The sequence below is a fragment of the Bartonella sp. AA56HLJMS genome, from assembly GCF_042197145.1.
Taxonomy (GTDB): domain Bacteria; phylum Pseudomonadota; class Alphaproteobacteria; order Rhizobiales; family Rhizobiaceae; genus Bartonella.
Genome location: NZ_JBHIRL010000007.1, coordinates 1 through 12,473, shown reverse-complemented (window position 1 = coordinate 12,473; position 12,473 = coordinate 1). Strand labels below are relative to the sequence as shown.

Below are 12,473 nucleotides of genomic sequence, written 5' to 3'. Positions count from 1 at the left end.
AGCGATATGAAATAGCTTTTCTATTCTTAATAGATATACTGAAGCTATTCAGATAAACGTCTAACTTTGTATAATCTACACGGATAAAATCATATTTGAAGAATGGCGGTTATAATTACCTTTACTGACTGAAGGCTGAAGGCAAGCAAAACTCTGTTATTTCTTGTATCATACTTTCTTTTCATATGCTCGAGCTAAGAATTATCTATAGACCACCGCCATTCTAATCTTTATGAATATAAAAAATATTTTTTTGCAAGCATAAGTAAAATAAGGTACGTTATGATTATTGTCTCACAAAGTATTTTATATAAAATTTATAATTAAGCTCTATTTCCTCTCGCCCTCAAAAACAAGAGATCTATTCTTGACAGCCCCGTAAACAATACATCTTCTTAAGCCAATTTCAGCGGATAACCATTTCATGTAATTCAATTAAACGCCACCAGCAAGCCTTACTGCTCGGCATTGACCGCGCACTCAAAAAATGCTTAAGAGATCAAATTTTATAGGTCTTATCTCACCACACCTTAAATGACAGTGTACGATAACAGAATAAATCTTGCCTTAAGAGACTCTGTTTAATCTTCCCCTTTATTGATGCAAAAATACAATCAACAAAAGAGCATCATCGTATTTTCAAGAGATATGAGTTGCCACACCGTAAAAAATTAATGTTCGTAACATGACAACCCATTTGAAAAAATCTTTTTATATAAAAGGGATCACCGTTGTACCGGGAGGCAATTTTGCCTCATCTTCAGGCTCGACATGAATAGAAATACGCACATTATCAAATTCTTTTTGAAGAACAGCTTCGATTTTATCACAAATTTTATGTGCTTCACCTACCGGCATTATAGCAGGCACAACCAAATGAAACTCTATAAAAGTAACCCTCCCAGCAACACGCGTCCGCAAATCATGGACCTCAAGCGCACCCGATGCATTTGCAGAAATCAGCTCACGAATCCGCATGCTTTCATTCAATTCAACACCAACATCCATTAATCCCTGAACAGCATTTCTAATCACCTTCCAGCCCTGTAAGAGAATATTAACGGCAACGATTATCGCTAAAATTGGATCTAAAGCTCCCCATCCTCCGACAAAACCGGCAATTAAACCAATTAAAATTGCAAGCGACGTAAAAACATCAGTTATAAAATGTACTCCATCAGCTTTAAGAGCCGGTGAGCGATGGAGTTTTCCCTGCCCAATAAGAACCATTCCCCACATACAGTTTATGACAGTTGCAATAAGATGAATAACAAGCCATATTCCAGGTTTCTGCAACAATTTAACGGTAGAAAGAGCTATCCATGCTTCTCTTAAAATAACAATTGCCGCAATAATAATGAGTACCCCTTCAAGAATTGCGGAAAAATATTCCGCTTTATGATGCCCAAAGGGATGATCATGATCTGCTGGCTTCATACTCACTTTAACAGCCCACCATGCTGCCAATGACGCAAGGATATTAACGATTGATTCCAATGCATCAGAATAAAGTGCAACCGAACCTGTGATGTGATATGCCCAATATTTCAAAGCAAAAACAATACACGCAATAAAAATAGAGTATAAAGTTAAGCTTTGTATATTGATTTTTACATCCATGAACCTCATCCTTTTCTTCACGAAATAGGGAATTAATATTTTCAACCATATCATTATACTTTTTGCATAACGACGATCTTTCCTCAATATTACAGAAGCTTCATCATACAATAAACGCCTCAGCTCACCATTATTATCGTACAAACTGCTCAGTTACACGAACAGCACCAATAAATAAAGAAGAGAGAAAATAATAGAGAAAAGAGCTTTCCCAAGAGCAATCAAACACATAACCTTCATTATTAATCGTTTTCTGAATAACTTAAAGCCATCTCACTTCTCATAAACGAAAAACTTGTTTTTGCTCAAATCTATCATGATCATGCATTATTTTTCAGTCTTATGATGTGCATTATAACCCATCTATAAGCCATCTTTGCACCTTAGAAAAAATATCTTAGCACTCTACAGTAACTTTACAGGTCAACAGGATTTTAAAATATGATTTACTGAAAAATTTAGATATAAAAAGAAGAACAATGATTACCCTCAAAAAAAAAGAATCTGGGCATTGGGGACCCAGATTCTTTTCCCTTAAAAACTAAGGGCATACAGAACTTGGGAAATAGCGGGGACCCAAGACACTGCACCCGATACGAGAAAAAATATATGATTCCGTATCAGTATTTTTACATTATACCTATGGTTGCATATTGTCAATACAAATTCTACCATAAGTTTTAAAAAATATTTTTTTATCTCTTCTTTTTAAATAAAACAAATTCTAACATCTGGAAATCATAAGAAAAAAGCACTAAAAATCTCGCATGCATTTGAATATCATAACAATCAATGAAACAGATGATCCACGCCTAAAAGCCTATCATAATATCCGTGAAAAAGATCTTGTTGGACGGCAACATCAATTTATTGCTGAAGGCAAAGTAACATTGTCCGCATTACTACATTCGAAAGAGTTTTCTGCCATCTCACTGCTCATCGTAGCAAACCGTCTCTCTGGACTTCTACCGCTTTTAGAAAAAACACAGCCCCTATGTCCCATTTATTGCGTTCCACAAAAAGTTATGGATAATATCACCGGCTTCCATGTTCATCGTGGTGTTCTGGGTATTGGTAAACGCAAAATACTGCCATCCTTACAAAGTTTTTTACAATATCTTCCAGAAAAAGCTTTGATTCTTGTTTTATGTGGTATCTCGAATCACGATAATATGGGATCAATTTTTCGTAATGCAGCAGCCTTTGCCAGTAATGGCATTATTGTCGACAAAACCTCATGCGATCCACTTTATCGCAAATCAATAAGAGTTTCTGCCGGCGCTGCTTTAAAAGTACCCTATACGCAAAACGCTGATATAGATGACATTATAGCTGCTCTAAACGATGAAAACTTTCATCTTTATGCACTCTCCCCTTCTGCCTCACACACTCTCAAACAAGCCAACAAAAGCAAAAGAATAGCACTTATTTTTGGAACAGAAGGCGATGGCTTACCACTCCACATACTAAAACAATCAAACACCTTACGTATTCCCATGACTGACGGTTTTGACAGCCTTAATGTTGCCACAGCCTCAGGTATTGCACTTGCTCATTTTACCAACTTTGACCACTAAAGATGATAACACTTCAAGTTATAGAACATACCTAATGTTGTATGTTATCTACCAGTCTCCAATAATATTGCCGTTCCCTAGCCTTTGAAAGCATTGATAAAAAACATTTTTACATTTTTTTCATCACTTTCCACACCCTAACCCCGCTTATGACGTGCAGAAGATATAATTTTGATGGATTCAATCATAAAACAAACTTTCAATGAGAAAATCTTCCGGAAGTCTCTCATTCAAGTTTAAGATTAAAAAATATCATTATAAATCAATCTACTATGCTTTATAAAGCTGTTGTTTTTAGTTCTGAGGAAACAGGATCTTTTGTTTCGAGATTGCATAAAACGCGCTTCAACATCATTTCAGTATCAGCTGCACGTTCTGAATGTGTTACAAATCCTCCCCCAAGAATACGCGCCTCATGACCATTTCCATCATAAAGAACGCAAGCTTGCCCTGGTGCCACACCATTTTCACATTCCAATAAATCAACAGAAAACATACCTTCTTTATAATGTAAGCGCGCAAGGTGAGGAGGACGCGTTGAACGCACCTTTACAGCCACCTCAATACCTTGAGAAGGGAAATTATCTAACGACTCATCACCAAGCCAATTCACATCACGTAAAAAAAGCTTATGCGTTTCTAACATTTCACGCGGTCCAACAATAACACGTGCATTTTCCACATCGAGATAAACTACATAAAGCGCTTCACCCGTTGACACCCCAATACCACGACGTTGACCAACCGTATAATTAACAATTCCCGAATGTTTACCTAAAATCTTTCCATCAATATGGACAATAACGCCAGGATTAGCTGCTTCTGGACGCAGTTTTGCGATAACATCTGAATATTTTCCTTGTGGAACAAAACAAATATCCTGACTATCATGCTTATTGGCAACCACAAAGCCCATTTCTGCTGCCATTTCACGAACGCGGGATTTTGGAAGGTCACCAAGTGGAAAACGCAAATAATCAATCTGTTCTTGTGTCGTTGCAAAGAGAAAATAACTCTGATCACGATCATTATCGAGAGGACGAAAGAGTGCTCGATGCGCTCCGTTGGAACGCGAACGAATATAATGTCCCGTAGCCAAAGCATCCGCCCCCAATTCGCGTGCCGTTGCTAATAAATCAGCAAACTTAACCGTTTGATTACATGCAATACATGGTACTGGGGTCTCTCCATGAGCATAACTTTCTGCAAAAGGATCAATAACAGCTTCGCGAAAGCGCTTTTCATAATCAAGAACATAATGCGGTATTCCTAATGTTTCTGCAACGCGGCGTGCATCCTCAATATCTTGTCCTGCACAACACGCCCCCACCCGATGCGTTGCTTCCCCATGATCATAAAGCTGCAACGTAATGCCAATAACATTATACCCTTCCTTTTTCAAAAGACCTGCAACAACCGATGAATCAACCCCCCCCGACATTGCAACAACAATGCGATAATCCTCAGGTTGTCCTGGTAAATCAAGACTGTTTAAAAACATGTATTCATTCTCTATTTAATGCTCTGTTTAATGGCTAGCCATATGTTGACATTTTGATGCACGCTCTTTAGCACTTTTACACGATTGATTGTCTTTATATTATTTTTTTATCCTTTCCACAACCATAGGCATTACTTTCTTAAAAGCTGCTGCAAACAAAAAAAGAATGATGGAAATAAGGCATAATGGTAATCGTTTAGGAGAAAACCTTTTTTCTCTTTTGAAAAATCCAGTAAAATATTGCAAGAATCTCTTCTACACACTTCAACTTGAGCTTCTTTTTACATACCCAATCACTTTATTAATTTTTTCTTTCAGCGCTTTTAGCTCTTTTTTAAATTTCATGCTCTATAAACGAATCAAGTCCTTGACTAAAGGTAGAGGATACGAATGAGCAACTTGATAAAAACACAAATGAAATATGTTATTGGGCCAGATGGAAGTCCGCTTACAATTGCCGACCTACCGCCGCAAACAACACGGCGCTGGGTGATTCGTCGCAAAGCTGAAGTTGTTGCGGCTGTCAGAGGTGGATTGTTAAGTCTTGACGAAGCATGCCACCGTTATACTTTGACTGTAGAAGAATTTCTTTCATGGCAAAGTTTAATCGATGAACACGGTTTAGCGGGATTACGAACGACCAAGATTCAACACTACAGGCATTAAGTTGCCATTGATTAATAACATAAAGCAATCTATAAAACAGCCAAACTTGATAAAAGTTTGGCTGTTTTATACTATATCCAAAAGATAAACCTGAAAGAATGGATTTTTCAATAATTGCTTTTATCATCCAGCCATTAAATTAGCCAACCATTGAATTAGATTGAATCAAAATATCCTTATCATCCGCAGCAATCTTCTTTTCTCGTGCTTCCAAAAGCTGTGCACGTTGCAGCTCTGTATTAGCTTCATGGAGAGCAATTTCAGCATTTGTTTTTTGAAGTTCTAAATCACGAATTGAATTGATCAGATTATCACGTCTTTGCCGCGCTGCACGCGCAAAAGCAGAATAAGCAAAATGGTGAACATCATTGTTTCCAGATTTATGTTCTTCATGAGTAATCTGTGCTTCCAACTCTAACACCATTCGTTCAAATTCTGCGATCATCATCTCAAGCTGTGCAATTTCACGGCGCTTTCCACGCACTTGAAACATCCTCAATCGCACCATATTTTCTCGTGGCTTCATACTCACTACTCCTTGATTGCGCCAACTCAAAACTCGCATTCACACCCAATAAATATCTTTTAGTTATATATCTATCCGACAAAAACAGTCTATTAACTTGAAATTATAATAATTTTTGCCTTGCATTAAAGCATCTGAAAATACAATCTGCTTTAAAGAGCAATAACTATTTCTTTAACTTTTCCCCCATTATAAACTGAAGAGGTTTAAAGCTCAGTAAATAAACACTGAAATTGTAAAAAAGTAATTTATAAAGCTCTTTTACAAATTTTTTTAAGTTAAAGTTTATAGAAAAAGCTCTCCTTTTTTATTATGTTAAAAAATATAGGATTTTTCTAAAATAATTTTGTAGCCTCTTTCAAAAATAAAAATATTTTGTTAACCACTATCATGGATAGTGGGGAATTTAGTAGTGATTGTTACGCGTACTACTGAAATGTTCATAAACGCTTTTTTATAAGTGTTTGATTTAATGAATTGTTTTTATAACAGTGGTTTTGCTAACTGATATAAAATAGAAATGCTCCTTATGATTCGTGAAGGAGCAAAGTGAGGGATCTAAAATGCGCGTATTATTAATTGAAGATGATAGAGCAGTTACTCAAAGCATTGAGTTGATGTTAAAGTCGGCAAACTTTAATGTTTATATCACTGATCTGGGTGAAGAAGGTATCGATTTAGGAAAACTCTATGATTATGATATCATTTTGCTTGATCTGAATTTGCCTGACATGTCAGGGTATGATGTCTTGCGGACTCTAAGGTTGGCAAAAATAAAAACTCCTGTCCTAATCCTTTCTGGTATGAATGCCATTGAAGACAAGGTTCGTGGTTTTGGCTTTGGAGCAGACGACTATATGACGAAGCCTTTTCATAAGGATGAGCTCATTGCACGTATCCATGCAGTTGTTCGTCGTTCAAAAGGACATGCACAATCGGTTATTGTTACCGGAGATCTCACCGTTAACCTTGACACAAAAACTGTCGAAGTTGCAGGGCGCCCTGTTCACTTAACCGGTAAAGAATACCAAATGTTAGAGCTTCTCTCTTTACGCAAAGGTACCACCCTTACCAAGGAAATGTTTCTCAATCATCTCTATGGTGGAATGGATGAACCAGAACTAAAGATTATCGATGTTTTTATTTGTAAATTGCGGAAAAAATTGGAAGCAGTCTCTTCCAGTGTAAATTACATTGATACAGTTTGGGGACGTGGTTATGTATTACGTGATCCAGTTGAAGAGAACGTACGAAAAACCGCTTAAGCAGTGAACATGCACATTGTAAAATCTCGGAGTGTAGCGGGCCGAGATTTTTTTCCGGGATCTTTTCTCTATTAAAAGTAGAGAACTCGCGCACTAAAAATCTCATATAGAAAGCGCTTAAAGCTTAAGAAGTAACCACACCCAATTTACACATATAACCTTATCGCTCATAAGTTCAATCGAAGCCACTTTTCCCAACACAGCTTAAGCGCTTCTCTCTTATTCAAAGCTTTTTTACACTTTCTAAAACAATACAACCATCACTTTCATCAATATTTATTTTCATCTCTGTCATCTGAGCAAGTAACATTGTGTAATAAAATTGGATGACATGTGCATCAATAAGCTCTTCTTGAACTTCTCCACGAAATAACGCAAGAAAATGAGGGGGTATACGGAGAGTTCTACCGAAAACCTCAAATCGAAAAGAACGTTTATTTTCTTCTTGCAAAATAATAACAACAATTTCACCACCACGAGAAACTGTTGCGTTTGCAATCAATAATAAATTAAGCAAAAGTTTAACTTCATCTTTTTCTAACAATAAAGAAGAAGCTTGCCATTTTAAAGTTGCTTTTTCTTCTTTCATATATTGTTGAGCAACCTGCTCTGCAGCCCGTGTATCTATTTGTCCTCCACTTGCACCAGCAAAACCAAAAGCCAATCGCGCAAATTGTAGACGTGCAGCAGCACTCGCAACGGATAAACGCACCAATTGTAAAGCATCTTCTTCAGCTCCTCCTTCATCATAAAGCTCCATTGCATTTTGAATAGCCCCCACAGGTGAAATCAAATCATGGCAAATACGACTACAAAGCAAAGCAGCAAGATCCATAGGCTTCAAAGAAATATCTAACGTCATAATGATTGAAAACTCCTAGATTCAAAAAAACAAACTTTATTTTAAAGAAAAACTCTTAACATCTGATGCATAATAGGAAACATTAACAATCATGCTAAAAAATTCAGAAATAAATTCAAGAATTTAAATAACCTTATATCTTATTTTTTATTTGAATAGAATGAAAATTCTAATATTATCTTTTTGTTTATCACTAATAAAAGGAGAAAACTCCATGGCTCTCTCTCTGCTCAAATACTGGTACAAAAATATTATATCTTTAATCTTCCTTTTATTCATCACCATAAACACTACACAAGCTCGACTAAAACCAATAGAGCAAAACGAACCTCATTATTCACTCCAAGAAATTATTGATTCTGGTCATATTTTTTTTGGAAAAACAGCCAGTGGTCTGGCTGTTGCAATTCAAAATATTTTTTCAAAATACGGTTATCCCAATGCCTATATTTTAGGAGAAGAAGCTTCTGGTGCCTTTTTTGCTGGATTAACCTATGGCGAAGGAATGGTTTTTACCAAAAGCTATGGTCAACATAAAGTTTTTTGGCAAGGTCCCTCAGTAGGATGGGATTTTGGCGGCCAAGGCTCCCGTTTAATGATCTTAGTTTACAATCTTAATGGCATAAATAATTTATGGAGACGCTATGGTGGTATTTCAGGTTCGGCCTATTTAATTGCAGGTGTTGGTTTTCATGTCCTAAAATACCATAATACCTTGTTAATCCCAATACGTACAGGAGTCGGCGCACGCCTTGGTATCAATATAGGATATTTAAAATTAACACATAGACCGACATGGAATCCGTTTTAAACGGTTTCTTATTTGAAAAGGGGTATTATGCTTATTCAATCATTTCTTTTTTTTATACTTGGAGTTGCTTTCACTTCCTGGTTACTGGTGCTTTTATCTCCTTTTATTTGGCGTAAAGCCGTTCATTTTGCGTATAAAGATGTTTGTGCGAAAATGCCATTATCACTCGCGGAAATAGAAGCAAATCACGATTTTCTTCGTGCACAACATGCTGTAGAATTAGCAAACAACCAACAAAAGTACGAATTTTTGCAAAAAAAATATGTCCAACAAAAAATACAACTGAGCCAAGTAACAGAACAATTTTATCGGCTATGCCTCCCCACAAAAGATACTCTCACCAAAGAAGCGATAGCAATCAAACAAAATATCGCCACACTACACACTTCCAAAGGAAAGACAAATGATGCGTGAAAAAGTCGCACACTATCAGCAACGCTTACAAAAAATCCAAGCTCATGAGCTGGACACGACCGCTAACCAGCAATTGCTAGAAGAACTCCGAGAAGAAACAAAAGAACTTGCAGCAACATTGGCAGCTCACATAGCACTACAAGAGGGGAATACATCACCCATCAACACATTGATTCAAAAATCCAAAAGAAAAAATGACCTAGCATCACGTATTCGCCAAAAAATAACTTTTCTCTCCAAAAGCCCTGTTAAATAAGTTATCTTTTAAAACACCTTAAATGAAGAGTAAAATCAACAAAGGTTCATTGTAACTTTCATAACCCAAATCCTTTTTACTAAACGTGACTTTTTTGCTAAGCTAAAGGACAAAGTTTCTTAGCCCATACCGTTCTGTTAAAAAATATCTTCTTGTCTAGAAGCTTCACTTTCTAATCATATCACCGCTCTAAAGGACAACATTTCATAGGTCCTAGAAAGGAAATAATACCAAAATATTGGCCACACACTTTAACAAAAAATACCTTCTAAGATGGATCACCAATAGAGCTTTGACCATAATTTTAAGGATAAAAACACGCTCTCAAGAGTGATAAAAATCTCTTATTTTTTTGATAATCATATCCTGATCCGTTTGTGTCAAGTAAGGATGCATTGGTAAACTTAAAACACACTCTCCTAAAGACTCTGAAACAGAAAGGGAATCTTTTACATAAGGGAAGTGTTTATAAGCTGGCTGTTGATGTAAAGGAGTTTTATAATAAATCATTGTAGGGACAGAATTTTTTTGTAAAAAATCTTTTAATTTATCCCGCTCTTTTACCTTAATCGTATATTGTGCATAAGCAGAACGAATATTTTCTCCTATTTCTGGAACTGTAACAATATCTCTTAAGCCATTGGAATAGCGTTGAGCAATTTCCACACGCTTTTCCATTTCATCTTCAAAAATCGCAAACTTTTCTAGTAAAATTGCAGCCTGAATGCTATCTAGGCGCGAATTCATACCAATACGTACATTGTCATATTGCGTTTCACCTTTACCATGAAACAAAATAGAGCGTAAAAGTTCTGCAAAATGATCATCATTGGTCATCATAGCGCCTCCATCGCCATAACATCCTAATGGTTTTGCAGGATAAAAACTTGTAGCAGCCACATCACCAAAAGCACCACACATAGTATTACCGCTTCTCCCCCCCATAGATTGAGCAGCATCTTCAATTACAAAAAGATTTTCCTTTGCAGCCACTTGAGCAATTTGCACATAATCAGCAGAAAGTCCAAATAAATCAACGGCAATAATAGCTTTTGGCTTTAGACGTCCCTCTTTTTTTACCATTTCGATAGCGTGAGAAAGTTTTTCAACATCAATATTGAATGTATCAGGTAAAACATCAACAAAAACAGGTTTAGCCCCCACCAAAGCAACCACTTCAGCCGTTGCTGAAAATGTAAAACTAGGACAAAAAACAGCATCGCCTGGACCAATATTTTTAGCCATAAGAGGCATCTTCAAAGCATCTGTTCCATTAGCACATGCAATCACATGTTTAACGCCAAGATATTCTGCCAATTTCTCTTCAAATTCTGTTACTTTTGGCCCCAAAATATACTTACCACTAGCGACTACATGCGCAATTGCAGAATTAATTTTATCTTCAATACGCGCACGCTGCGCCCCAAGGTCGATGAATTGCATATTAACTCCATTGATCATCACAAGAATGCAAAAGCGCTACCTATCTCTTTTATCTATTATAATTGACATCAGCAGCTGTTAAAATCCGTAAAACCGCAATAGCATCATCACCATTTGTACGAGGTGATTGACGCGTTTCAATACAATGAAGGAAATGCCGTAATTCGCAAGTAAGCGGCAAATCTTCACAAACATCAATGTAATTCAGCTCATCCATGCTAAAAGCCCACTCTTGATTTTCTTTCCAAACGGCAAAATGGTGCATTGCCAATTTACGACTCCACGGTTCCATATCATCAAAAACGAGTATAGCCTTTGTTCCAACAACAATTAAACGCCTCTCACGATAAGAACTCAAGCGTGAAGTAAAAAGATGACTACGCACACCATTTGGAAAAATCATATGAATATGAGAAAAATCAGAAATCTGATCAACGACAGCAGCCCCCTCACCGCGAATTTCGGAAGGTTCACATCCTGTCAACGCCAAAATCATTGAAAGATCATGAGGGGCAAGATCCCATAAAGCATCACTGTGTGTGTGAAATTTTCCAAAGCCTAATCTATGAGAATAAATATATCGCACATCTCCCACATCTCCGTTTTTCACCAATTCACACATTTTTTCAAAAGCTGGATGAAAACGCAAAATATGGCCCACCATAAAAACTCGCTCATAGGCCTCAGCCTCCTGAACTTGGCGTTTAGCATCAGAAACATTCAAGGCTATTGGTTTTTCCACCAAAACATCTTTACCATTTTTAACAGCACGGAGCACATTTTGCGTATGCAATTGTGGCGGCAACGCTAATACCAGCGCATCAATATCTCGATGAGTAAAAAGATCATCTGGTGTAACAACCTCTACACCATACAGTGTTGCAAAACTAGCAGCACGATCATTATCAATATCAGAAACTGCTGCTAAAGCCCCGAGAGAGTGGAGTGTCCGTATATGATTTTCACCCCAATGACCGCATCCTAAAACCGCTACACGTGGCACCATTTTCATGCCTTACCTTACTTTATCATATGAAAATTACACTTTTACATATCGAGGATAAAATAGAATGACAAGAGAAAAGCTTAAAAACGATGCTTGACATCTTACTATTCTACCCCTTATATCCGCAAAAGATGTAATTATTGACAATTATGATTGCTTATTTTGGCGGAGTAGCTCAGTAGGTTAGAGCAGAGGAATCATAATCCTTGTGTCGGGGGTTCAAATCCCTCCTCCGCTACCATTATTTTTTTGTTGTGTGTGTAGCTTACTGTAGCTTGCCAGCAGGTTTTGTTGTAGCTTGCCAGCGGGTTTTGTATATTTTGCCACTAGGTTTTGTACCAATTTATTTTTTCTCAAAGAGTTTTTAAGGGGTTCTCAAAGGGTCTTCAAATGCTTTTCAAAGGGTATTTAAAGCTCTCTTTAACGCATTTTTCTGCTCCTATTTTTCCAAATCACTAAAGCGTGTAAAATCGGATTGAAAGGCAAGGGGAACGATTCCTGTCGGACCATGGCGTTGTTTTGCTAT

12 protein-coding genes, 1 tRNA gene and 1 pseudogene are annotated in these 12,473 nt (G+C 37.0%); 7 read left to right on the top strand and 7 right to left on the bottom strand.

Annotated features, from left to right (window positions below; all coding sequences use genetic code 11):
- Positions 1–711 precede the first annotated feature (711 nt).
- Complete coding sequence (locus ACFINI_RS04960) at positions 712–1,620, bottom strand: cation diffusion facilitator family transporter (protein ID WP_375611961.1); 909 nt, start codon at positions 1,618–1,620, stop codon at positions 712–714.
- A 767-nt stretch (positions 1,621–2,387) separates the two neighbouring features.
- Here ACFINI_RS04960 and ACFINI_RS04955 point away from each other — a divergent pair.
- Positions 2,388–3,197 (top strand): TrmH family RNA methyltransferase, encoded by an 810-nt coding sequence (locus tag ACFINI_RS04955; RefSeq protein ID WP_375611960.1) that lies wholly within the window; start codon positions 2,388–2,390, stop codon positions 3,195–3,197.
- Positions 3,198–3,474: 277 nt separating this feature from the next.
- Here ACFINI_RS04955 and mnmA read toward each other — a convergent pair whose 3' ends face one another.
- Positions 3,475–4,698: a tRNA 2-thiouridine(34) synthase MnmA gene (gene mnmA, locus ACFINI_RS04950; RefSeq protein WP_375646422.1), complete on the bottom strand. Its 1,224-nt coding sequence runs from the start codon at positions 4,696–4,698 to the stop codon at positions 3,475–3,477.
- A gap of 390 nt (positions 4,699–5,088) precedes the next feature.
- Here mnmA and ACFINI_RS04945 point away from each other — a divergent pair, with 390 nt between their 5' ends.
- A complete protein-coding gene (locus ACFINI_RS04945; protein ID WP_273790817.1) occupies positions 5,089–5,364 on the top strand; it encodes a DUF1153 domain-containing protein in 276 nt (91 codons plus the stop codon).
- 139 nt (positions 5,365–5,503) lie between these two features.
- Here the strand turns inward: ACFINI_RS04945 and ACFINI_RS04940 are convergent, their stop codons facing one another.
- On the bottom strand, positions 5,504–5,890 hold the full coding sequence (locus ACFINI_RS04940; RefSeq protein WP_375646420.1) for a flagellar export protein FliJ: 387 nt from the start codon (positions 5,888–5,890) through the stop codon (positions 5,504–5,506).
- A gap of 563 nt (positions 5,891–6,453) precedes the next feature.
- Here ACFINI_RS04940 and ctrA point away from each other — a divergent pair.
- Positions 6,454–7,155 (top strand): response regulator transcription factor CtrA, encoded by a 702-nt coding sequence (gene ctrA, locus ACFINI_RS04935; RefSeq protein ID WP_273790819.1) that lies wholly within the window; start codon positions 6,454–6,456, stop codon positions 7,153–7,155.
- 223 nt (positions 7,156–7,378) lie between these two features.
- On the opposite strand, the gene chpT is transcribed toward ctrA, so the two are convergent.
- Positions 7,379–8,017: a histidine phosphotransferase ChpT gene (gene chpT / locus ACFINI_RS04930; protein ID WP_375646418.1), complete on the bottom strand. Its 639-nt coding sequence runs from the start codon at positions 8,015–8,017 to the stop codon at positions 7,379–7,381.
- A 214-nt stretch (positions 8,018–8,231) separates the two neighbouring features.
- On the opposite strand from chpT, the gene ACFINI_RS04925 reads away from it, so the two are divergent.
- Genes ACFINI_RS04925 through ACFINI_RS04915 form a run of 3 tightly spaced genes read left to right on the top strand, consistent with a single transcriptional unit; the run spans position 8,232 to position 9,498 of the window.
- Positions 8,232–8,828: a DUF1134 domain-containing protein gene (locus ACFINI_RS04925; protein WP_375613340.1), complete on the top strand. Its 597-nt coding sequence runs from the start codon at positions 8,232–8,234 to the stop codon at positions 8,826–8,828.
- A 27-nt stretch (positions 8,829–8,855) separates the two neighbouring features.
- Positions 8,856–9,242, top strand: a complete 387-nt coding sequence (locus tag ACFINI_RS04920) for a hypothetical protein (RefSeq protein WP_375611956.1) — start codon at positions 8,856–8,858, stop codon at positions 9,240–9,242.
- On the top strand, positions 9,232–9,498 hold the full coding sequence (locus ACFINI_RS04915; RefSeq protein ID WP_375646416.1) for a hypothetical protein: 267 nt from the start codon (positions 9,232–9,234) through the stop codon (positions 9,496–9,498). The genes ACFINI_RS04920 and ACFINI_RS04915 overlap by 11 nt, the downstream gene beginning before the upstream one ends.
- A 324-nt stretch (positions 9,499–9,822) precedes the next feature.
- On the opposite strand, the gene ACFINI_RS04910 is transcribed toward ACFINI_RS04915, so the two are convergent.
- On the bottom strand, positions 9,823–10,941 hold the full coding sequence (locus ACFINI_RS04910) for a DegT/DnrJ/EryC1/StrS family aminotransferase (RefSeq protein ID WP_375621391.1): 1,119 nt from the start codon (positions 10,939–10,941) through the stop codon (positions 9,823–9,825).
- Between the two features lie 49 nt (positions 10,942–10,990).
- Entirely contained in the window at positions 10,991–11,947 is a 957-nt protein-coding gene (locus ACFINI_RS04905; RefSeq protein WP_375613400.1) for a Gfo/Idh/MocA family protein, read from the bottom strand.
- Between the two features lie 164 nt (positions 11,948–12,111).
- Here ACFINI_RS04905 and ACFINI_RS04900 point away from each other — a divergent pair.
- Positions 12,112–12,188: transfer RNA gene (locus ACFINI_RS04900), tRNA-Met, on the top strand.
- Positions 12,189–12,386: 198 nt separating this feature from the next.
- Here the strand turns inward: ACFINI_RS04900 and ACFINI_RS04895 are convergent.
- Positions 12,387–12,473 (bottom strand): annotated as a pseudogene (locus tag ACFINI_RS04895) (DNA helicase); the annotation flags it as partial.

Excerpts from the sequence above, each read along its gene's own strand:
- ACFINI_RS04920 (WP_375611956.1), top strand. The coding sequence starts at position 8,856 with ATGCTTATTCAATCATTTCTTTTTTTTATACTTGGAGTTGCTTTCACT.
- ACFINI_RS04910 (WP_375621391.1), bottom strand. The coding sequence starts at position 10,941 with ATGCAATTCATCGACCTTGGGGCGCAGCGTGCGCGTATTGAAGATAAA.
- ACFINI_RS04925 (WP_375613340.1), top strand. The coding sequence starts at position 8,232 with ATGGCTCTCTCTCTGCTCAAATACTGGTACAAAAATATTATATCTTTA.
- mnmA (WP_375646422.1), bottom strand. The coding sequence starts at position 4,698 with ATGTTTTTAAACAGTCTTGATTTACCAGGACAACCTGAGGATTATCGC.
- ACFINI_RS04915 (WP_375646416.1), top strand. The coding sequence starts at position 9,232 with ATGATGCGTGAAAAAGTCGCACACTATCAGCAACGCTTACAAAAAATC.
- ACFINI_RS04940 (WP_375646420.1), bottom strand. The coding sequence starts at position 5,890 with ATGAAGCCACGAGAAAATATGGTGCGATTGAGGATGTTTCAAGTGCGT.
- ACFINI_RS04905 (WP_375613400.1), bottom strand. The coding sequence starts at position 11,947 with ATGGTGCCACGTGTAGCGGTTTTAGGATGCGGTCATTGGGGTGAAAAT.
- chpT (WP_375646418.1), bottom strand. The coding sequence starts at position 8,017 with ATGACGTTAGATATTTCTTTGAAGCCTATGGATCTTGCTGCTTTGCTT.
- ACFINI_RS04945 (WP_273790817.1), top strand. The coding sequence starts at position 5,089 with ATGAGCAACTTGATAAAAACACAAATGAAATATGTTATTGGGCCAGAT.
- ACFINI_RS04955 (WP_375611960.1), top strand. The coding sequence starts at position 2,388 with ATGCATTTGAATATCATAACAATCAATGAAACAGATGATCCACGCCTA.
- ctrA (WP_273790819.1), top strand. The coding sequence starts at position 6,454 with ATGCGCGTATTATTAATTGAAGATGATAGAGCAGTTACTCAAAGCATT.
- ACFINI_RS04960 (WP_375611961.1), bottom strand. The coding sequence starts at position 1,620 with ATGGATGTAAAAATCAATATACAAAGCTTAACTTTATACTCTATTTTT.